This window comes from Paracoccus mangrovi (genome assembly GCF_042648425.1).
GTDB classification, from domain to species: Bacteria; Pseudomonadota; Alphaproteobacteria; order Rhodobacterales; family Rhodobacteraceae; genus Paracoccus; species Paracoccus mangrovi.
The window spans coordinates 52234-73795 of the sequence record NZ_JBHRXJ010000004.1; the positions used below are offsets into that span (position 1 = coordinate 52234).

The 21562-nt window shown below is 65.6% G+C and carries 18 protein-coding genes; 15 read left to right on the forward strand and 3 right to left on the reverse strand.

All coding sequences use genetic code 11. From position 1 onward, the window contains the following. Positions 1 to 58 precede the first annotated feature (58 nt). The 8 genes from ACFOMH_RS07020 to ACFOMH_RS07055 all read left to right on the forward strand — a co-directional run bounded on the left by ACFOMH_RS07020 (position 59) and on the right by ACFOMH_RS07055 (position 10376). On the forward strand, positions 59 to 514 hold the full coding sequence (locus tag ACFOMH_RS07020; RefSeq protein WP_377743512.1) for an RbsD/FucU family protein: 456 nt from the start codon (positions 59 to 61) through the stop codon (positions 512 to 514). 544 nt (positions 515 to 1058) lie between these two features. Next, entirely contained in the window at positions 1059 to 2168 is a 1110-nt protein-coding gene (locus ACFOMH_RS07025) for a sulfate ABC transporter substrate-binding protein (RefSeq protein ID WP_377743514.1), read from the forward strand. A 7-nt stretch (positions 2169 to 2175) separates the two neighbouring features. Next, positions 2176 to 3015 (forward strand): sulfate ABC transporter permease subunit CysT, encoded by an 840-nt coding sequence (gene cysT / locus ACFOMH_RS07030; RefSeq protein ID WP_377743516.1) that lies wholly within the window; start codon positions 2176 to 2178, stop codon positions 3013 to 3015. Beyond that, the gene (cysW, locus tag ACFOMH_RS07035) at positions 3008 to 3871 is read left to right on the forward strand and encodes a sulfate ABC transporter permease subunit CysW (RefSeq protein WP_377743518.1); all 864 of its coding nucleotides are present in this window, start codon (positions 3008 to 3010) and stop codon (positions 3869 to 3871) included. The genes cysT and cysW overlap by 8 nt, the downstream gene beginning before the upstream one ends. Positions 3872 to 3879: 8 nt before the next feature. After that, complete coding sequence (locus ACFOMH_RS07040; RefSeq protein WP_377743519.1) at positions 3880 to 4599, forward strand: sulfate/molybdate ABC transporter ATP-binding protein; 720 nt, start codon at positions 3880 to 3882, stop codon at positions 4597 to 4599. A gap of 276 nt (positions 4600 to 4875) precedes the next feature. After that, positions 4876 to 6858, forward strand: coding sequence for an ATP-binding cassette domain-containing protein (locus ACFOMH_RS07045; protein WP_377743521.1), 1983 nt, complete (start codon positions 4876 to 4878; stop codon positions 6856 to 6858). A 42-nt stretch (positions 6859 to 6900) separates the two neighbouring features. Beyond that, positions 6901 to 9132, forward strand: a complete 2232-nt coding sequence (locus ACFOMH_RS07050; protein WP_377743907.1) for a glycoside hydrolase family 3 N-terminal domain-containing protein — start codon at positions 6901 to 6903, stop codon at positions 9130 to 9132. Further along, the gene (locus ACFOMH_RS07055; RefSeq protein ID WP_377743523.1) at positions 9120 to 10376 is read left to right on the forward strand and encodes a glucoamylase family protein; all 1257 of its coding nucleotides are present in this window, start codon (positions 9120 to 9122) and stop codon (positions 10374 to 10376) included. Before ACFOMH_RS07050 ends, ACFOMH_RS07055 begins: the two co-directional genes overlap by 13 nt. 6 nt (positions 10377 to 10382) lie before the next feature. Here ACFOMH_RS07055 and ACFOMH_RS07060 read toward each other — a convergent pair whose 3' ends face one another. Further along, the gene (locus tag ACFOMH_RS07060; RefSeq protein WP_377743524.1) at positions 10383 to 11147 is read right to left on the reverse strand and encodes a hypothetical protein; all 765 of its coding nucleotides are present in this window, start codon (positions 11145 to 11147) and stop codon (positions 10383 to 10385) included. A gap of 200 nt (positions 11148 to 11347) precedes the next feature. Between ACFOMH_RS07060 and ACFOMH_RS07065 the strand changes: the two genes are divergently transcribed. Then, positions 11348 to 12271, forward strand: coding sequence for a formylglycine-generating enzyme family protein (locus ACFOMH_RS07065; RefSeq protein ID WP_377743526.1), 924 nt, complete (start codon positions 11348 to 11350; stop codon positions 12269 to 12271). A 23-nt stretch (positions 12272 to 12294) separates the two neighbouring features. On the opposite strand, the gene ACFOMH_RS07070 is transcribed toward ACFOMH_RS07065, so the two are convergent. Together ACFOMH_RS07070 and ACFOMH_RS07075 are read right to left on the reverse strand one after the other, a co-directional pair. Continuing rightward, complete coding sequence (locus ACFOMH_RS07070; RefSeq protein WP_374426172.1) at positions 12295 to 13674, reverse strand: sulfatase-like hydrolase/transferase; 1380 nt, start codon at positions 13672 to 13674, stop codon at positions 12295 to 12297. An 84-nt stretch (positions 13675 to 13758) separates the two neighbouring features. Next, positions 13759 to 14661 (reverse strand): LysR family transcriptional regulator, encoded by a 903-nt coding sequence (locus ACFOMH_RS07075; RefSeq protein WP_377743528.1) that lies wholly within the window; start codon positions 14659 to 14661, stop codon positions 13759 to 13761. A gap of 129 nt (positions 14662 to 14790) precedes the next feature. Between ACFOMH_RS07075 and ACFOMH_RS07080 the strand changes: the two genes are divergently transcribed. The 6 genes from ACFOMH_RS07080 to ACFOMH_RS07105 all read left to right on the forward strand — a co-directional run bounded on the left by ACFOMH_RS07080 (position 14791) and on the right by ACFOMH_RS07105 (position 21559). Next, entirely contained in the window at positions 14791 to 16122 is a 1332-nt protein-coding gene (locus ACFOMH_RS07080; RefSeq protein WP_377743530.1) for an extracellular solute-binding protein, read from the forward strand. Between the two features lie 10 nt (positions 16123 to 16132). Further along, positions 16133 to 17080: a carbohydrate ABC transporter permease gene (locus ACFOMH_RS07085; protein ID WP_377743531.1), complete on the forward strand. Its 948-nt coding sequence runs from the start codon at positions 16133 to 16135 to the stop codon at positions 17078 to 17080. Beyond that, a complete protein-coding gene (locus ACFOMH_RS07090; RefSeq protein ID WP_377743533.1) occupies positions 17077 to 17907 on the forward strand; it encodes a carbohydrate ABC transporter permease in 831 nt (276 codons plus the stop codon). The genes ACFOMH_RS07085 and ACFOMH_RS07090 overlap by 4 nt, the downstream gene beginning before the upstream one ends. Before the next feature lie 13 nt (positions 17908 to 17920). Further along, positions 17921 to 18973 carry an ABC transporter ATP-binding protein gene (locus ACFOMH_RS07095; protein WP_377743535.1) on the forward strand — a complete coding sequence of 351 codons (1053 nt, stop codon included), beginning with the start codon at positions 17921 to 17923 and terminating at the stop codon, positions 18971 to 18973. 26 nt (positions 18974 to 18999) lie between these two features. Further along, positions 19000 to 20493, forward strand: a complete 1494-nt coding sequence (locus tag ACFOMH_RS07100; protein WP_377743536.1) for a sulfatase — start codon at positions 19000 to 19002, stop codon at positions 20491 to 20493. A 70-nt stretch (positions 20494 to 20563) separates the two neighbouring features. After that, on the forward strand, positions 20564 to 21559 hold the full coding sequence (locus tag ACFOMH_RS07105) for an MDR family oxidoreductase (protein WP_377743537.1): 996 nt from the start codon (positions 20564 to 20566) through the stop codon (positions 21557 to 21559). Positions 21560 to 21562: the final 3 nt, after the last annotated feature.

The following is a 21562-nucleotide window of genomic DNA, read 5'->3' on the forward strand; positions in this document are numbered from 1 at the left end:
CCTATGACTTTCGCGCGCGGGCGCTATCATTCCAGCCAAGCTTGAAAGGGAGGCAGGAATGCTGAAAGGAATCGACCCGCTGATCAGTCCCGAGCTGTTGCTGGTGCTGGCGCGCATGGGGCATGGCGATTCGATCGCGGTGGTGGATGCGAACTTCCCCGCCACCTCGGTCGGCAGCTGCACGGTGCATGGCCAACCCCTGCGCATGGATTGCAGCGCGCCGCGCGCGGTGCGGGCGGTGCTGTCGCTGATCCCCGTCGACGGGTTCGACACCGATCCGGTGGTGACCATGCAGGTGGTGGGCGATGCGGCGCAGGTGCCCGAAACCGTGGCCGAGGCCGCGCCGCTTTTCGCCGCCGAGGGGCATGGCATGGCGGCGGTCGACAGGTTCGAATTCTATCGCCTGGCCGGGGCCGCCTATGCGGTCCTGCACACGACCGAGGCCCGGCTTTACGGCAATTTCATCATCCGCAAGGGGGTGATCGAAAGCGCCGCCGATCCGGCGGGCGCATAGGCCCGCGCCAGCCGCCCCGCCTTTCCGTTCCCCGCCTCCGTGTCGGCCCGCGCTTGCCATAAAGGTTGCGGGCGGCATGGATGAGCGGCTGTGCCGCAATGACGATCCCGGCCATTCCGGGGCCGGGATTGCGCATCCCTGATGGCGTTTGGCGGCGTGTCCGGCGCGCGCCGCGACACTCATCGCGCCTTTATGCCCCCCTTTGCGCCCCGCTGATTCGGCCCCCCGGATCGTGTGATACGGTGACGCGGCTGTTCCGACAACATGCCAAGCCCGGGTCGGCCACCGCCGAAATGCCCGGAATTTGTGCAGATTTGACCGCGATTTTTTCACGATCAGATAGGACGTGATTATTCCGTTGCTTTTGTCGACTTGTTGTGTCGTGATTAACGGCACAGGGGCGGCTTGCCCCGATCAGACAGGAGAATGTGATGAAAGATCATGGTCGGAAACTGTCCAAGGGTGCGCCGCAATGATGGCCTGGATCGCGTTTGTCTCTACCCGCGCCGCTGCGCCTGTCTTGTCGTTTTTCAAGGAAAAACAGATGATTGCTATTCCCGTTCCTGTCCGGGCGCCGCGCCCGCAGGTCGTTTCCGTGGCCCGCGCCGGCACCGCCCCCGCTGGTGGCGCCCCCGCTGGTGGCGAACGCGCCGGCCTTCGCGGTGCCGGTCGCCATCTCTTCGTGGCGGCGGCCGCCATCGGCCTGATCCTTGGCGTGGCCAGAGAGGCGTCGGCCGAAACCCTGCTGAATGTCAGCTATGACCCCACGCGCGAGCTTTATCGCGACCTCAACGAGGCGTTCATTGCCAAATGGACCGCCGACGGCAATGAGGCGCCGACCCTCGAACAGTCGCATGGCGGATCGGGCGCACAGGCCCGCGCCGTGATCGAGGGGCTGCCCGCACAGGTGGTCACGCTGGCTTTGGCCGCCGATATCGACAAGATCGCCCAGGCGGGCAAGCTGCCCGGCGACTGGCAGTCGAAGCTGCCGCATAATTCGTCGCCCTATACCTCGACCATCGTGTTTCTGGTGCGCGAGGGCAATCCCAAGGGGATCAAGGATTGGGGCGATCTGACCGCCGACGGGATCGAGGTGATCACCCCCAACCCCAAGACCTCGGGCGGGGCGCGCTGGAACTATCTGGCGGCCTGGGCATGGGCGCAAAAGAACGGTCAGGATCCGCAGGCCTTCGTCAAGGCGCTGTTCGAACATGTGCCGGTGCTGGACAAGGGCGCGCGCGACAGCACGACCACCTTCGCGCAGCGCGGCATCGGCGACGTGCTGCTGGCCTGGGAAAACGAGGCTTATCTGGCGCAAAAAGAGCTGGGCGAGGATCAGTTCGACATTGTCGTGCCCTCGGTCTCGGTGCTGGCCGAGCCGCCGGTCGCGCTGGTCGAGGGGGATATCGCCAATGACGAACAGCGCAAGCTGGCGCAGGCCTATCTGGAGTTTCTCTATACCCCCGCGGCGCAGGCCATCATCTTCAAGAACTTCTACCGGGGCTGGGACACGTCCAAGGCCGCGCCCGAGGATGTCGCCCGCCTGCCCAAGCTTGAGCTTCTGGACATCGCCAGCTTTGGCGGCTGGCAAGAGGTGCAGGCCAGGCATTTCGCCGATGGCGGCATCTTTGACCAGATCTATGTGGCGAAGTGAGGGCGCGATGACGGCCAGACCGCTGATCCACCGATCCCCGATCCCCGGCCTGGGGATCAGTGCGGGGATCACGATCACCCTGCTTTCGCTGGTGGTTTTGCTGCCCATCGGGGCCTTGCTGCTCAAGGGGGCGCTTGCCGGTCCCGAACGGCTGTGGACCGAGGTGAATACCCCCCGCATCTGGGCGGCGCTCTGGCTGTCGTTCCGGCTTTCGTTTCTGGCGGCGCTGTTCAACCTCATTTTCGGGGTGACGCTTGCATGGGTGCTGGTGCGCTATCGCTTTGCGGGGCGGCGGCTGATCGACGCGGCGGTGGACCTGCCTTTCGCGCTGCCGACTGCGGTGGCCGGGATCGCGCTGACCGCGCTTTATGCGCCGAACGGGGCGTTCGGGGTGATGGCCCGCGATCTGGGGATTAAGATCGCCTATACGCCGCTGGGCATCTTTATCGCGCTGGTTTTCGTGGGCCTGCCCTTTGTGGTGCGCACCGTCCAGCCCGTCATCGACGAGATCGAGCGCGAGGTCGAAGAGGCCTCGGCCACGCTGGGCGCATCGCGCGCCCATACCCTGCGCCATGTCATCCTGCCGATGCTGATGCCGGCGGCGCTGACCGGGTTCGCGCTGTCGCTGGCGCGCGCGGTCGGCGAATATGGCAGCGTCATCTTTATCGCCGGCAACCTGCCCCTCAAGACCGAGATCGCGCCCCTGCTGATCGTCATCAAGCTTGAGGAATTCAACTATGACGGCGCGACCGCCATCGGCATCGCCATGCTGATCATTTCATTCGCCATGCTCTTTGCCATCAACCTGATCCAGGTCTGGAGCCGCCGGAGAATCGGATATGTCTGATACCGCCCCCACCACATGGCGCCCCGCCACCCAGGAAACGCCGCTGGTGCGCCGGCTGCTGATCGGGGTCGTGCTGGCGGTGCTGGCGCTGCTGTTGTTCGCGCCGCTGGTCACCGTATTCCATGAGGCGCTGCGCAAGGGCTGGCTGGCCGCCGTCACCTCGCTTGCCGATCCCGAGGCGCTGTCGGCGATCCGCCTGACGCTGACCGTGGCGGCGATTGCGGTGCCGCTGAACGCGGTGTTTGGCATCGCGGCGGCGTGGTTCATCACCAAGTTCGACTTTTACGGCAAGGCGTTTCTGATCACGCTGATCGACCTGCCGTTTTCGGTCTCGCCGGTGGTGGCGGGGCTGTGCATCGTGTTGACCTTCGGGGCCAATACCTGGCTGGGCGGCATGCTGGTTCAGGCCGGCTATCCCATCGTCTTTGCCTTGCCCGGCATCATCCTGGCCTCGATGTTCGTGACCTTCCCCTTTGTCGCGCGCGAATTGATCCCGGTGATGATCGAACAGGGCCGCGCCGAGGAAGAGGCGGCGCTGACCTTGGGCGCGTCGGGGTGGCGGGTGTTTCTGACCGTGACGCTGCCCAATATCCGCTGGGCGCTGCTTTACGGGGTGTTGCTGGCCAATGCCCGGGCGATGGGGGAATTCGGCGCCGTGGCCGTCATCTCGGGCAAGATTCGGGGCCAGACGGCGACCATGCCGATCACCATCGAGATGCTTTACAACGAATATCTGTCCGTCGCGGCCTTCACGCTGGCCTCGGTCCTGGCGCTTCTGGCGCTGGTGACGCTGGGTCTGAAGACGCTTCTGGAAATCCGCCATGCCGACCAACTTGCCGCGACCCGTCGCCATTGAGAGCCATCATGCATATTCAGATCGACGAAATCTCCAAGGAATTCGGCACCACCGCCGCGCTGAGCCCGGTGTCGCTGTCCATCCCCTCGGGGGCGCTGGTGGCGCTTCTGGGACCATCGGGTTCGGGCAAGACCACGCTGTTGCGCATTCTGGGCGGGCTGGAATTTCCCAGCTCGGGCCGGGTGCTCTTTGACGGACAGGACGCGACGGGGCTCAGCGTGCAGGAGCGGCGCGCGGGCTTTGTCTTTCAAAGCTATGCGCTGTTTCGGCACATGACGGTGTTCGAGAATATCGCCTACGGCCTAAACGCCCGCCCGCGCGCCGCGCGCCCCAACAAGGCCGAGATCGCGCGCCGGGTGACCAAGCTTCTGGACCTGATCCAGTTGCCCCAGATCGGTACGCGCTATCCCAGTCAGCTGTCGGGTGGCCAGCGGCAGCGGGTGGCGCTGGCCCGCGCGCTGGCGATTGAGCCGCGCATGCTGCTGCTGGACGAACCCTTCGGCGCGCTGGACGCCAAGGTCCGGCGCGAATTGCGTCAGGGCCTGCGCGACATCCATGATGAAACCGGGCTGACCACGGTTTTCGTCACCCATGACCAGGAAGAGGCGATGGAACTGGCCGATCTGGTCGTGGTCATGTCCATGGGCCATATCGAACAGGTCGGCCGTCCCCAGGACATCCGCGCCCGCCCCGCCACCGCCTTTGTGCGCGAATTCATGACCGCCTGAACGGGGGGTGGCCCGCGGCGGCCCGGCGCATGCGCGGGCGGTTGCCGGGCCGCCCGCCGCGGCGCATCGCCGCAGCGCCGTCGGCCGTTAAGCAAGACTGTTGCTGAAATGCGACCATATGATGGCGAAAAGTACAATCCGGCTATACCAATCGGCAATTTACCGCCGATACTGATCCTTGCTAAGCTAGTGACATGAACCGGTCGCAAAGCACCTGAAACGCGCAAAGCGGCCGAAACATACCGGAAAAATGTGCCGTCAACGGCCCGCAGGCAATTGAGCGTTGCCCGTGGGGTGGCGCGGGCCTGCCACGGCGAAGATGAGGCAGTATCGGTGAACCGTCTGAGCGGCATATGCGGCCTGTTGTCGGCCTATTGGGTTTCTGCGCGGTGGCGCGAAGCCTGGCTGCTGACCGGGGCCGTGTTCGCGATCACCACCCTGCTTTCCATGTCCAGCGTCTGGGTCGCATTGGCCAGCGCCGATTTTCTGGCCGCGCTTGCCGGGATCCAGACCGGCGAGACCGGCCCCGATCCGGTGGGTGTCGTGCTTATGGCGGCCGGGGCCTATCTGGGGATCTTTCTGGCGCGCACCGGGGGTGTGGCGTTGCGCCATTTCATTGCCTCGACCCTGCATCGCCGGGCGCGGGGCTGGCTGGTCGGTCAATTCAACGACGCCATTCTGGCCGATGAACGTATCGCGCTTGACCTGATGAGCGACCGTTCCGAAACCGATGGCCGCCCGCGTATGCCCGATGCCATCGACCAGCGTGTCGATGAATGCTCGGCCGGGCTGTATGGCGGGCTGATCGGGCTGACCATGGGGCTGTGGGGGGCGGTGACCTCGATCTGGTTCGTGTCCTCGGCGCTGGTGGCGCGCAGCCAGCCGGTGCCGTTTCTCGACCGCTGGGGCGCGCAGGGCAACGCCATGCTGGCCGATTGGCTGGGCGCGGGTGCGGCGGCGCGGGTCGATCTGGTGCCGGGGGTCTATGGATCGGCGTTTCTGGCGCTGGCGCTGGTTGCGGTCTATGTGCCCTGTGTCACGCTGATCGCATGGCGGCTGGGGCGCGTCATCGAACGGCTGAGCATCCAGCGTCAGCGTCGTGACGGCGCATGGCGCGGCGAATGGGGTGCGATGCTGGGCCGAGTGAACCAGATGGCGACGGCGCGCGGCGAACGTGCGCAAAGCCGCGTCAATGATCAGCTTTATGGCGCGCTGGACCAGACATGGGGGCGGCAGAACTGGCTCACCGCCGGCATGATGATGTTCACCAGCATCTATCAATTCCTGTCGACGCGGCTTTTGGCCTATCTGCCGGCGCTGCCGGCCTATTTCGCGGGCGGACTGAGTTTTCGCGATTTCGCCGCCAGCGGCGAGCTGACGGCGGAACTGATCGGCGATGTGTCCTGGTTCATCAATGTCATGCCCGCCATCGCCACGCTGCGCGCCAATAGCGGGCGGCTGACCGAACTGGCGCAGGCGATCGAGCGGGTGCGCCAGCGCCGGGAATTCTATGCCGAAACCGGCGTCAGCGATTTCCACCGCGACCGCCGCGCCAGCGGCCCCCTGCTGGCGCTTGAGGGGATGGCGCTGCACCATCGCGGCCATGATGCACCCGCTTTCATGTCGGTGGCGCAGCTGCGGCTGTATCCCGGTGACCGGGTCTGTCTGCGCGGGCTGAACGGCTGTGGCAAAAGCAGTCTGTTGAAGGCGGTGGCGGGGCTCTGGCCCTATGGCCGGGGCCGCATCACCCTGCGCGAGGGGGCGCATATGTTCTTTGCCGGGCAGGACCCCGATCTGCCCGACCGGATGACGCTGAAGGCGCTGGTGACCTATCCCGACCATCCCGAACAGCATTCCGACATTGCCGCCGCCGCCGCGCTGTCGCGGGTGGGACTTGGCAATTTCATCGCCGGTCTGGGCGACGATCTGCATCAGGGGCGCAATTGGCGCAATGTGCTGTCGGGTGGCCAGAAACAGCGGCTGGTGCTGGCCCGGATCCTGATCGCGCGGCCCGATATCCTTTTGCTGGACGAGGCGACATCGGCCATGGATGTCGATGCCGTCGCCGATTTCCATCGCATCCTGTGCGAATGCCTGCCCGATACCGCCGTGCTGGCGGTGCTGCATGGCGAGCACCTGCCCCAGGATCCCGATGGCGGCTCCTTCTATGCCGCGGCCCTCGACATCCATGACGGCATCGGGCAGCTTTCCCCGATCCGCAAGGCCCCGCTTTATGCCGTCCAGCACGCGGCGGAATGACGGGCCGCGCAACAGCGGACAGGGGGGCATCGCGTGAACGGAATGGATGTGGTCGACGCGTTGATGGCGCAGATGACGCTGGCCGAAAAGATCGGCCAGCTGAACCTTCTGGCGGCCGGCGAAGGGCTGCTTACCGGCGCGAGCCAGCCAAGCGCGCTGTCGCACCGGCTGGATGCGGGGCAGGTGGGGGCGATTTTCGGCACCAAGTCGCTGGCCAGTGCCCGCGCCATGCAGGAACGCGCATTGGCCGGATCGCGGCTTAAGATCCCGCTGTTTTTCGCCGAGGATGTGATCCACGGCCATCGCACGGTATTTCCCCTGAATATCGCGATGGCATGCAGCTGGGATATGGGGCTGATCGCGGAAACCTCGGCCTTTGCCGCCGCCGAGGCCGCGGCCGAGGGCCTGCATCAGGTTTATGCCCCGATGATCGATATCAGCCGCGATCCGCGCTGGGGCCGCGTGGCCGAAGGTCCGGGCGAGGATCCGCTTTTGGCCGCGCGCATCGCCGAGGCGGCGGTTCGCGGCTTTCAGGGCGAGGATCCCGCCGGGCCGGGCCGCGTTGCCGCCTGTCTCAAGCATTTCGTGGCCTATGGCGCCCCCGACAGCGGCCGCGATTACGACAATGTCAGCATCGCGGCCGAGGATCTGTTATCGGTCTATCTGCCGCCCTTTGCCGCCGGTGTCCGGGCCGGCGCGGCCAGCGTGATGGCCGCCTTTAACGCGGTGAACAAGCTGCCGATGCATGCCAACGCCCCGCTGATCGAGGGGTGGCTGCGCGCCGAGACCGGTTTCGACGGGCTGATGGTGTCGGATTATACCGGCGTCGCCGAGCTGGTGGCGCATGGGCTGGGGCCGGCGTCGGTGGTGGTGGCGCGCGCGCTTCATGCCGGCATCGACATGGATATGGTGGGCGAGGATTACCTGCGCGAATTGCCGATCCTGGCCCGCGATGGCCTCGATGCGCGCGATGCCGGGCTGCGGCTTTCCCCGCAACAGGTTATCGCGCTGATCGAGCGCGCCTGCCACCGGGTGCTGAGCTTCAAGGCGCGGCTGGGGCTTTTGGACGATCCGTTCCGGGGCATGCAGGGCGCATCCGCGCCGTCGCGCCAAAAGGGGCGCGCGCTGGCCCGCCGCGCCGCCGCGCAATCGGCCGTGCTGTTGAAAAATGACGGCCTGTTGCCCCTGTCGCCGGATGTGGAGGTGGCGCTGATCGGGCCCTTTGCCGCCGACCGGGCGAATATGCTGGGGACATGGGCGGTATCGGGCAATGCCGCCGATGTGGTGCCGCTGTCGGATGCGGTGGCGGCGCTGACCGGTCGGGTCCCGGCCGTCGCATGGGGCGCGAGTATCGTCGATGAGGACTGGCTTGCCGCGCGGCTGAACGTCCATGGCGTGACCGTGACCCGCGATCCCCGTCCCGAGGCCGATCTGATCGCCGAGGCGGTCGCGGTGGCCCGCGCCGCCGATATCGCCATCGTCGCGGTGGGCGAGGCCAAGGAACATGCCGGCGAATCCTCGTCCCGGCTGTCGCCGGACCTGCCGGCCCCGCAGCGCCGGCTGATCGCCGCGCTGGCCGCGACGGGCCGGCCGCTGGTCGTGGTGGTCTTTGCCGGCCGGCCGCTGGCCCTGGGCGCGGTCGCCGAACAGGCGGATGCCCTGCTTTATGCATGGCATGGCGGTATCGCCGGCCCCGAGGGCGTGGCCGACCTGATCTTTGGGCGCGCCAGCCCGTCGGCGCGGCTGGCGGTCTCCTTGCCCGCCCATCCCGGTGAGGTGCCGCTGAGCTATGCGGCCGAGCCGACGGGCCGGCCCTTTCCGGGCCGTTTCGCCAAGTTCCGCACCGGCTGGCTGGATCTGGACGATGACGCGCCGCGCTTTCCCTTTGGTTTCGGGCTAGGCTATGGGCGGGTCGAATACGGGCCGCCCCGGCTGTCGGTGGCCAAAGCCCGCGCGGGCGAGCCGGTCGAACTTTGCGTGACCGTCACCAATGCCGGCCCGGCCGAAGCCGTTGAAACCGTGCAGCTTTATGCTAGCGATCCGGTGGCGCGCGTGACCCGGCCCGCGCGCTGGCTGATCGATTTCCGACAGGTCACGCTGGCCCCCGGCGCATCCTGCGAGGTGGTCTTTGCCATCACCGCCGATCAGTTCCGCTATCCCATCGCCCCCACGCTTGCGGCGGCGGAATGGGTCCGCGACCCCGGTGTGGTCGGGCTGCATGTCGGCCCCAACAGCCGCGACACCCAGATGCAGGAGCTGACATGGACGGATTGATCCGCGGCCTTGACGACGCCGCCCTGCGCGACCGCGTGGCCCAGGCGACCGCGCTTTATTTCCTGGATTGGAGCCATCCGGTCAGCGGCATGGCCCGCGAACGCAGCGGCGGCAGCTTTGGCTATGACACCGAAGAAACCGTGACCACAGGCGGCACCGGCTTTGGCCTTCTGGCGCAGATCGTCGCCGCCGAACGCGGTTGGCGCCCGGCGCGCGAAATTCTGGATCGGGTCGAACGGCTGGTGGGTTTTCTGGAACGGGCCGACCGTTTCGACGGCGTGTTCCCGCATTTCATGAATGGCACCACCGGCCGCGCGCAGCCCTTTTCCCCCGGTGACGATGGCGGCGATCTCGTCGAGACGGCGTTTCTGATGCTGGGGCTTCTGGGGGCGGCGGCCTATTTCGATCGCGAACCCGAATTGGGGGCGCGGATTCAGGCGCTGTTTGACGCGGTGAACTGGGCCGCGCATCTGCGCGAGGATGGCGCGGTCATGTGGCACCGCCATCCCGGCCAGCCCTGGCCCGCGAACGCCCTGCCGATCCGGGGCTGGAACGAGGCGATGCCGGTTTTCGTGCTGGGCGCCGGATCGCGCACCCATCCGATCCCGGCCAGTTCCTATCATCAAAGCTGGGCCATGGCGCCGGCCTTTCGCAATGGCCGCGATTATGGCGGCATCACGCTGCCGCTTGGGCCGGATTGGGGCGGGCCGCTGTTTCTGTCGCAATATCCGTTTCTGGGCATCGACCCGCGCGGCCTGTGCGATGCCTATGCCGATTACGGACGACAGGCGCGGGCGCATGCGCTGATCAACCGCCTGCATTGCCTGCGAAATCCGGGGGGCTGGGCGGGCTATGGTCCCGATTGCTGGGGCCTGACGGCCAGCGACGATCCCTCGGGCTATGTCGCGCATTCCCCCACCGACGACACCGGCACCATCACCCCCACGGCGGCGCTGGGATCCTTTCCCTTTGCTCCCGACGAGGCGATGCCGGTGCTGCGCCACCTGCATGACGGTCTTGGGCATCTGATCTGGGGCGAGGCGGGGTTCGTCGACGCCTTCAGCATCAGCCATGACTGGGTGGCGCAAAGCCGGCTCGCCATCGATCAGGCGCCGATCGTGATCGGGCTGGAAAACCACCGCTCGGGGCTGATCTGGCGGCTGGTCTCGGGGCGGGACGAGGTGCGGCGCGGGCTGCGGGCGTTGGGGTTCAACGCGCCGTGGCTGCCCCCCGCCATCACCTGAGGGGGGCTAGACCCCCAGCGCCGCCAGCGCGACGGACAGCATCTGTCCGCAGGCCGCCCCGGCCGGGCAGTGATGTTCATCGGGCAGCGCCCCGAAAAACCGCGCATTCGCTGCGGCGTTGAAATAGGCGCGCGCATCCGCCAGCGGCACCAGCCCGTCCGAGGCCCCGGTGACCACCGCCACCGGCGCCGCGACCCGCGCCAGCGCCGGCGCCGCATCCGCCACCGGCATTTCGGCCAGAAACAGCGGGGCTTCGCGGGCGACCGCCTCGATGGCGGCGGGACCCATGGCCTTGCGCGCGTTCAAAAGCACATTGCCCGACAGGGGCGGCGACACGGCCAGCAGGTGATGCGTGTCGGGCGCCGCCGCCGCCAGATGCGCGATGGCATAGGCGCCGATGCTGTGCCCGGCCAGCGCGCGCGGCGCATCCGGCCATCTTTGTGCCAGCCAGTCCCAGACCGCCATCGCCGCGCGGGTATGGCCGCTGAACGTCACCTGATCGGGCGGGCCGGAGTCCGGCAGGGCGATGGAATGCGGCAATTCGGGCGCAACGACGCGCCAGCCCCGGGCCAGATAGGCCATGGCGATTTCCGCGATCTGCGCCTGTTCCGGCGCGCCGTTGCGGCCATGAACCAAAAGCACGGTGCCCTTGGGGGCGTGGTCGGGGGATGCGCTTTCGGGTTCGGCCATGACGACCGGGATCGCATCGGGGCCGGTCCCGCCGGAAAGGCGGGTCGCGGTCCGGGTCCAAAGGGGGCTGGGCTGTGTCATGGCGCCGACGATATCGGCTTCGGCGTCCGGCGCAAGGGTCTGTTGCCGGGGGGATGACGCGCAGCGCGGGATAACGGGCCATTTGCGGGCGGCGGGCGGATTGCCCCATGGCGGCGCGGCCAACGGGATGGTTTACTGATCGCGATCAGCGATGATCCGATCCGCCGCCAAAGGTTGCGGTCACAAGGGAGAACCGCGCCATGGCCACGCCACCCGAAAACGCCGAAAGCGCCGCCCCCGGCATGGTCTGGGTGCCCGGCGGTTCCTTTGTCATGGGATCGAACGCCCATTACCCCGAGGAACGCCCGGCCCATCCGCGCCGTGTCGATGGTTTCTGGATGGATCGCACGGCGGTGACCAATGCCGAATTTGCCCGCTTTGTCGCCGAAACCGGATATGTCACCACCGCCGAGCTGCCGCCGGACGCGGCCGAGGCGGCGGCGCTTGCGCCCGCGCTGCGCCATGCGGGATCGCTGGTCTTTCACAAGACCGACGGGCCGGTGCCGCTGGACGATGTGGCGCAATGGTGGCGTTTCGTGCCGGGGGCCTCATGGCGTCATCCGCGGGGACCGGGCAGCGACATCGCCGGGGACGGGGCCTTGCCGGTGGTCCATGTCTCGGCCGGCGATGCGCTGGCCTATGCGCATTGGGCGGGCAAGGATCTGCCCGATGAGGCGGAATGGGAATATGCCGCGCGCGGCGGTTGTCCCGACGATCAGATCTGGTCCTGGGGGCATCACCTGACCGATGACGGGCGGCCCATGGCCAATACCTGGCAGGGGGAATTTCCGTGGCAGGATCTGGCGCTGGACGGATATGCCGGGATCGCCCCCGCCGACAGTTTCGCGCCGAACGGTTATGGGCTTTACAACATGATCGGCAATGTCTGGGAATGGACGACCGGGCGGTTCCGGTCCGATCACATGGCGCAGAAAAGCTGTTGTTCGGTCGGGCGGGATGGCACCGACGGCCCGGCGACCGAGCGGCTGGTGATCAAGGGCGGCAGCCATCTTTGCGCGCCGAATTACTGCCGCCGCTATCGCCCCGCCGCGCGCACCCCGCAACAGGCGACCGCGACCACCAACCATATCGGGTTCCGCTGTATCCGCCGCCCCGCCGGGTGATTGGCCACGCTTGACCGGCGGGCTCAGTCGCCCGGATTCATGCCCATTGAGGTATCGGCCTGATATTCGCGGCGCAGGTCGGAATAATGTGGCCGGTGCTGGCGCTGGAATGTCGGGGGGGCGTCGGTGATCTCGGGGGTTTCGCCCTCGATCCGGGCAATCCAGTCCAGAAGCCGCGCCTTCAGCATATCGGCGGTTTCGCGAAACGCCGCCATCCCGGCAAGGTTCACCATCTCATAGGGATCGGCGTCCAGATCATAGAGATACACCTCGCGATAGCTGGGGGCGCCGGGGCGGTCATGGTCGTAATCGGCGGTGACGCCGTATTTCCAGCGCTTGGTGCGGATGGCGCGGCCCGTTTCGCTTTCGCTGACCTGAAAGAAGCTGTCGTCGCGCCAGGGCGCGCGGGCATCGCGGATCACCGGCAGGATCGACGCGCCGGTCATCGATGCCGGCACCTGCAATCCGGCCGCCTCGATCAGCGTCGGCGCGATGTCGGGGGTGGAAAACATCGCCGTCACCTGTCCCCCGCCCATAAAGCCGGGGCCGGTGATCATGGTCGGCACCCGCACCGCGCTTTCGTGACAGGACCGTTTGTATTCGGCGTTGCGGGTCTTGAAGTGACAGGCATGGTCCGAGGTGAACATGACGATCGTGTTTTCGGTCAGATCAAGGCTGCGCAGCGCGTCCATCATCCGCCCGAACGCCTCGTCCAGACGTTTGACCATGCCGTAATACCCGGCAAGGTGCCATGGCGAGGTGCCGCCAAGCGCCACCAGATCGGGCGGCGTCCACAGGTTGGCGTCCATCGTCTGGCGATACCCCTCGGGCGGGGGATAGTCGTCGGTATGGTTCTGGTGATGGGGTTCCAGAAACGACATGAACAGCAAAAAGGGCGTGTCGCGATGGCGGTCGATATAGCGGATCGCGGCGTCCGTCTGGGCGTCGACGCGATAGCCGGGCAGCTTTTGTTCGTTGCCGTCGCCATCGAAAAGCCGCGCGTCATAGGCGTCCGAGACGAATTCCAGATGGTTCGCCGCCAGCCAGTAATCATAGCCCCCGCGCAGGTCCGGCGGCACCGGATCCTGCGCCGCCAGATGCCATTTGCCGATATAGCCGGTTGCATAGCCGCCGGCCTTGAACACCTGGGCCAGCGTCGGCTGATCGGGCGGCAGGGTGATTTCATTGCGAAATACCCCGGTCTGGGTGGCATAGCGCCCGGTTTGCAGCGCCGCCCGCGCCGGACCGCAAAGCGGCTGACAGGCAAAGGAATTGTAAAGATGCGTCCCCGCCCGGGCGAGGCGGTCGAAATTCGGTGTCAGCCCCATCGGATTGCCATGCGCGCCGGTGGTGTCGTGACGTTGCTGATCGGTAAAGAACACGATCACATTTGGCTTGCGCATGGATTTCCCCCTTTTGGTTCGGGGTCGAAATTATATGCGCCTGCATTCCGGTAAAAATGACTTCTGTGGCGGGTAAGATAACTTTCAGGAATGATCCGGCGGCAGGCCGCAGCTTTCGCGCAGGATCTGCAAGGCGCGGCGCAGGATCGGATATTCGCGGGTCGATCGCCGCATCCACGCCCCGGACGGGAAATGCCATAGCGGCACCTCAAGCGGCAGCACCACCAGACCGGCCTCTTCGGCCATCGGTTTCACGGTCGTGGGGGCGGCGATCAACAGATCGGTCCCCCGCGCCAGCACCATCCCCGAAGCCATGGCGTCGATTTCGACCACCACCTGCGGCGCCGCCAGCCGGTGTTGCAGGCAATAGGTCGCAAGACGTTGGTACATGAACGAATCGCGCTTGTAGATCAGCCATTTATGCCCATCCAGCGCCGACGGCGGCACGCGCTCCAGCCGGGTCAGCGGGTGGTCGCGGTCGCAGATGACGCCGGTCACCACCTCCATCAGGCGTTCGGTGACCAGCCCTTCGGGCGGCTGATGGATAAAGGCCCCCAGAAGCAGGTGCAATTCCCCATTCTGCAAAGGCGGCAACATGGCGCCCGCGACGTCGAACTCCAGACCGAAGCGGGTTTCGGGAAACTCGCTCGCCAGCTGCCGCACCAAAAGCGGGGCGATGCGCATGTGATAGGCGGCGCCGGCGGCGATGCGGAATTCGCGCAACCGGCCGCCGGCGCGGGCGTCGATTTCCTCGCGCGCCTGCGACCAGTGGGTTTCGATGGTCCGCGCGCGTTCCAGAAACATCCGGCCGGTTTCATTCAGGACCATGCCCTTGGTCGAGCGGTCAAAGAGCACGCCGCCGACGCTGTCCTCAAGCCGGCGGATCGACTTGGTCAGGGCGGGCTGCGTCAGACCGATGGCATCGGCCGCCGCCGTCAGGTTGCCATGGCGCACAACCGCCAGAAAGGCGCGCAGGTTTCGGTCCATGACATTCCTGAAAGTTATGCCTTTTGCCTTTATTATCATTATTCATGCAAAATGCGAATCCCTATGGTGAAAATGCGCCGGATCGAAAGGCCATGAGAACCGTGCACGGCGCAGCAAAGGGAGGAAGCAATGACCAATTCGCTGAGAACGCTTGCCGCGCTGGCCGGTGCCACCTGCCTGATCGCGGCCCCGGTCGCGGCCCAGAACAGCTTTCTGGATGTGGGCAAACAGGAACCGATCACTATCCTGATCAATTCGTCGCCGTGGTATGGCGGGTTCGAGGCGGTCGTCGATCTTTATGTCGATCAGACCGGCAATCAGGTCGATATCGACGCAACCCCCTATACCGGCGTTCTGGAAAAGGCCCGCAACGCGGTGCGCGCGGGCGAAAGCCCCTATGACATCCTGAATATCGATTCCGGCTGGACCATCGAATTCTATCGGTCCGACGTGCTGCGCCCGCTTGACGAGGTCGAGCCGGGCTATGCCATGCCGGCCGAGGTCTTTACCTGCGGCGACAGCTATTTCTGGAACGCGGATGCGGATTTCCGCACCGCGGATGGCGGCAAGCTGATGGCGATTCCGCCCAATTGCAACACGCATGTGCTGGTCTATCGCAGCGATCTGGTGGCCCAGCCACCCCAGACCTATGACGCGCTGCTGGAACAGTGCCAGGCGGTGCAGGACCGGCCCCGGCTTTACGGTTTCGCCACCCGGGGCGAGCGCGGCAACGGCATCCATTACGATTTCATGCCCTTTCTGCTGAGCTATGGCGGCGCCATCGTCCGCGATCCCAGGGCGGGCGATTATACCGTGACCATCAACAGCCCCGAGGCGCTGGCGGCGCTGGACCGCTTTATCGAGATCGAAAAGGCCTGCGCGCCGGACAATGTCGGCGCCATGGGACAGGGCGACGTGATCCAGCTGATGGCGGCAGGCAATGCCGCGATGGTCCAGACCGTGATCGCCGCATGGGGCAATTATACCGATCCGACGAAATCGGCGGTCGTCGATACCGTCGCCGCCGCCCCCCTGCCCGAAGGGCCGGCCGGTCGCGGCGTCGCCATCGGCAACTGGCATTTCGCCATTCCGCGCAATATCCCCGATGACCGCGCACAGGCGTCGATGGCCTTTTTCAAATGGTTCCTGACCAAAGAGGCCCAGACCGTCTATGCCGAGGCCGGCGGTATCCCGGTGCGTGCCGATGTGCTGGACGAACTGTCCGCACAGCCGCAATATGCGTGGATGGCCGCCTATAAGACCAATCTTGAGGCGGGGACCCATCCGCTGGGCTTTGCCGAGGGCGCGGCGGTCGAGGGGGTGATGGGGCTCAAGCTCAATCAGGCGCTGATCGGCGACCTGACCCCGGGACAGGCGCTCAATCAGGCCGCGCGCGAGATCGAAAAGATCTTTGCCGATGGCGGCCGCAAGACCGGCATGCTGGACCCGCTGCCGGAATAAGGGGGCAGGCATGCGTGCGACCACCAACCCGCCCGTGGACGCGACCGATGCGGCGGCGGCCGAAAGGCTGGCCGCCACCCGGATCCGGCGCCGCCACGACCGCTGGTTCCGTTATGGAACCCTGATGCCGGCGGTGATCATCCTTGTGGTGTTGACCGCGTTTCCGGTGGCGAACCTGCTCAGGATGGCGGTGTCGACCATCGACTTCACGGCGGCGGGCGCGGTCTATCGCTTTACCCCGGCCGAGAATTTCCGCCGCCTGACCGAAGACAGCCTGTTTTTCGTGAACATGCGCACCACGCTGATTTTCGTGGTGGTTTCGGTCGCGCTGGAAATGGTGCTGGGCTTTTTGCTGGCGATCATGGTGGCGGGCGTGCCACGCGGCAAGGGGCTGATCCGCACGGCGATGATCCTGCCCATTCTGGTGCCGCCGGTGGCCATCGGCGCGATGTGGAAGCTGGTCTATAACTATGATTTCGGCATTCTCAATCAGGCGCTTGGGCTGATCGGCATCGACCGCATCCAATGGCTGTCCAGCGCCGATCTGGCACTGTGGTCGGTGGTGCTGGTCGATGTCTGGCACTGGACGCCGCTGGTGTTCCTGATCCTGTTCGCGGGTGTCGAGGGCCTGCCCGGCGAGGTGATCGAGGCCGCCCGCGTCGATGGCGCCACCACCGCCCAGATCGTGCGGCGGATCATCCTGCCGCTGATGATGCCGGCGATCGCGGTGGCTTTCGTCTTTCGCTCGATCCTGGCGTTCAAGGTCTTTGACCAGATATTCCTTTTGACTTCGGGCGGGCCGGGCACCGCGACCGAGGTGGTCAGCCTGCGGCTTTACGATGTGTTCTTCAACCAGAACCAGCTGGGCTATGGCGCGCTTTTGTCGCTGGTCATCATCTTTGCCGTTCTGGCCTTTCTGGTCACTGCCGGCGGCCTGGCGCGGAGGGTTGGCAAATGATCCCCCTGAAGGGCCGGGAATTGTGGATCGGATACGCGTTTCTGACGGCGGGGGTGCTCTCCATCGTGGTGCCGTTCCTGTTCATCCTTGCGACCTCGTTCAAATATGAAATCGCGATTATGCAGGGCCGGTTCTGGTTCGATCCGACCTGGCACAATTATCTGGACGTGCTGTTCGGGCGGCGCTCGAATTTCATCGGCAATATCGTCAACAGCCTGATCGTGGCGGGGATCAGCACGCTGGTCGTGCTGGCGGTGGGCACGCTTGCGGCCTATTCGCTGTCGCGGCTGAAATGGGCGCGCTGGGTCTCGGGGTTGTTTCTGGGCTGGACGATGCTCTTCAACACCATCCCGGTGCTGACCGTGGTCGGGCCATGGTACCTGATGTTTCAGCAGATCGGGCTTTACGACACGCTTTTGGGGCTGATCCTGACCCATATCGCGATCAACCTGCCGATGACGGTCTGGTTGATGATGACGTTCTTCAACGACATCCCCCCCGATCTGGAAGAGGCCGCCCGCGTCGATGGCGCCACCCAGGCCCAGGCATTCCGGCGGGTCATCCTGCCGCTGGTGGTGCCGGGGCTGATCGCCGCAGGGGTGCTGGCCTTTGTCTTTTCGTGGAACGAGTTCAGCGTCGCCTTGAACCTGACCAGCCGGGGCACCGCCACCGTGCCGGTCGGCATCGCGAATTTCGCCGAACAATACGAGGTGCAGAACGGCAATATGGCGGCGGCGGCGGTGCTTTCGACCATCCCGGCGCTGATCCTGATGATGTTCGGACAGCGCTTTGTCGTCCAGGGCCTGACCATGGGCGCGGTGAAATAAGGGAAGTTACGCAATGGCAACGGTTCAGATCGACCGGATCGAGAAACATTATGGCGGCTATCACGCGCTGAAAACGGTGGATTTCACCGTCGAGGATGGCGAATTCGTCGTGCTTGTCGGGCCGTCGGGCTGTGGCAAATCCACGCTTTTGCGCTGTATCGCGGGGCTTGAGGACATATCGCGGGGTGCGATCCGCATCGGCGGGCGCGACGTCACCGGGCTTGAACCGCGCGACCGCGACATCGCCATGGTGTTCCAATCCTATGCGCTTTACCCGCATATGACGGTGCGCGACAACATGGCGTTTTCGCTGGACCTGAAGCGCACGCCCAAGGCCGAAATCGACGCCCGTGTGCAAGAGGCCGCCGATATTCTGGGCATCGGCGATTATCTGGACCGCAAGCCGCGTGCCCTGTCGGGCGGTCAGCGCCAGCGCGTCGCCATGGGCCGCGCCATCGTGCGCCATCCGCAGGTGTTCCTGTTTGACGAGCCGCTCTCCAATCTGGACGCCAAGCTGCGCGTCCAGATGCGGGCTGAAATCCGGGCGCTGCACGACCGCTTGGGCGCGACCTCGGTCTATGTCACCCATGACCAGGTCGAGGCGATGACCATGGCCGACCGTATCGTCGTGCTGGATGCCGGGCGCATCGCGCAGGCCGGAACGCCGCTGGAACTGTATGAAACCCCCGCCAACCTTTTCGTGGCGGAATTCATCGGCTCGCCCTCGATCAATATCTTTGACGCCCGGATCGGCGCCGATGGCCAGCTGTATCTGGCCGGTGATGACAATGCCGGTCTGGCGGTTCCTGCGGCCCCGGTGGGCGCGGTCAAGGCGGGCATCCGCCCCGAGGACATGGTGGCCAGTCCCGACGGCCCGATCCGCGCCAGGGTCCGGCAGGTCGAACATCTGGGCGCCGAAACCTATGTGCTGTTCGGCCGGCCCGGCCAACAGCTGTGCTGGCGGGTGCCGGGCACGCCGCCGATCGCGGCCGGCGACGATATCCGGCTGAGCGCCGATCCGGCCCGCATCCACCTGTTCGACCCTGAAACCGGCGCGCGTCTTTAGCCCGCCCCAAACACCGCAGGTCGCCTATGAAAGCCGTCTTTGTCCTGTTCGATTCGCTGAATCGTCACATGCTGTCGCCCTATGGCGGCACCCGCATTCCGACGCCGAATTTCGACCGGCTGGCGGCGCGGGCGCGGGTCTATGACCGGCATTATGTCGGCTCGATGCCCTGCATGCCGGCGCGGCGCGACATGCTGACCGGGCATCTGTCGTTTCTGCATCGCAGCTGGGGCCCGCTTGAGCCATTCGACAACGCATTTCCCGAAATCCTGAAATCCCGGGACGTGCATTCGCATCTGGTCACCGATCACTATCATTATTTCGAGGATGGCGGCGCCACCTATCACACCCGCTATTCGACGTTCGAATTCGTGCGCGGTCAGGAAAGCGATCCGTGGAAGGCCATGGTCCAGCCGCCATGGGACCGCCTGCGCGAGAAATATCACGCCCATCAGCTGCAATTCATGGACGATGCGCCCAAGCACCGTGCCTATATGATCAACCGCGAATTCATCCGTGAGGAAAAGGATTTCCCCTCGGTTCAGGTGTTTGCGCACGGGCTGGATTTTCTGGACCGCAACCGTGATGCCGACAATTGGCTGTTGCAGATCGAAACCTTTGATCCGCATGAGCCGTTTTATGCGCCCGAACGCTTCAAGACGCCGTTCGATACCGGCTGGACCGGCGGCATCCGCGACTGGCCGCGCTATGGACGGGTCGAGGAACTGCCCGAGGAATCGGCCGAACTGCGCGCCAATTATTATGCGGTCGTGTCCTTGTGCGACGATCTGCTGGGACGGCTTCTGGACGAATTCGACACGCATGACATGTGGCGCGACACGGCGCTGGTGGTCACCACCGATCACGGCTTTCTTTTGGGCGAACATGATTTCTGGGCCAAGAACCGCATGAACATGTATGAGGAAATCGTTCATATCCCGCTTTTCGTGCATGATCCGCGGGATCCCGGACCGGGCCGTGTGGACCGGCTGACGCAATCGACCGATATCGCGCCGACCATGCTGGATTTCTGGGACATCCCGCCCCCGCCCGAGGTCATGGGCCGTTCGGTCCTGCGCGACAATGATCGCGAGGCGATGATCTTTGGCTATTTCGGCGGCGCGGTGAATGTGACCGACGGGCGGACCAGCTATCACCGTTTCCCGGATTCGATCCCCGATCAGGAGATTTATCAATACACCCTGATGCCGACCCATATCACCGAACGCTTTACCCCCGATGAGCTGCGCGCCGCGACGCTGGCGCCGCCCTTTGACTGGATGAAGGATGTGCCGGTGCTGAAGGTGCCGGTGATCCACCGCTCGCCCATGTACAACAATTACGGGCCGGGCTGCCTGTTGGAAAGCGACACCCGGCTTTACGATCTGGCCCGCGATCCGGGGCAGGAAACCCCCCTGCACGACCCCATGCGTGAGGCCGCGATGATCGCCAAGATGATCCGTCAGATGCGGGCCAACGATGCCCCGCCCGAGGCCTATCGGCGGCTTGGTCTGGACTGAAAGGGCGCTTCTCTGCGGTGGGCGTGGCTGCTAGGCTGACCGGACAACCCCGGCCAAGGAGAACGCCGCGATGACCCAGACCTTTCGCGCCCTGATGATCGAGGACCGGGACGGCACCCCCGCAGCCGGGTTTCGCGATCTGACGCTGGACGCGCTGCCCGATCACGATGTGCTGGTCGAGATCGCCTATTCGACCGTCAACTACAAGGACGGGCTGGCGTTGACCGGGGCGATCCCTATTGCGCGGCGGCTGCCGATGGTGGCGGGGATCGACCTGGCGGGCACCGTGGTGGAAAGCCGCGATCCGCGCTGGCAGCCGGACGATAAGGTGTTGGTGAATGGCTGGGGCCTGTCGGAAACCGAATGGGGCGGCTACAGCCGCTATCAGCGGCTGAAACCGGAATGGCTGACCCGCCTGCCGGAAGGTTTTTCCCTGCAGGACGCGATGGCCGTGGGCACAGCCGGCTATACCGCCGGGCTTTGCGTCAACGTGCTTGAGGATTGGGGTATGATCCAGCCCGGCGGGCGCGAGGTGCTGGTGACCGGCGCAGCCGGAGGTGTCGGCTCGACCGCGATCAGCCTTTTGGCGGCGCGGGGCTATCGGGTGACCGCCGCGACCGGCCGGCCTGAAACCCACGACTATCTGTCTGAACTGGGCGCGACGGCGTTCGTCGACCGCGCCGAACTGGCCGGCAAGGGCGCGCCCCTGCAAAAGGAACGCTGGGCTGGCGCGGTGGATTCCGTCGGTTCGACCACGCTGGTCAATGTGCTGGCCCAGACCGATTACGGCGGTGCGGTGGCGGCCTGCGGGCTGGCGGGCGGGGCTGACCTGCCCGGCACGGTGATGCCCCATATCCTGCGCAGTGTCGCGCTTTTGGGGGTCGATAGCGTGATGGCGCCGCAGGCCCGGCGGGACCGTGCCTGGGCCACGCTGGCGGCGTCTCTGGACCGCGCGCATCTGGCCCGGATCGCGCGGGTCGAGCCGATGTCGAAACTGCCCGAACTGGCGGCCGAGATCGTCGCCGGCAAGATCCGGGGCCGGGTCGTCGTGGATGTGACCGCCTGACGG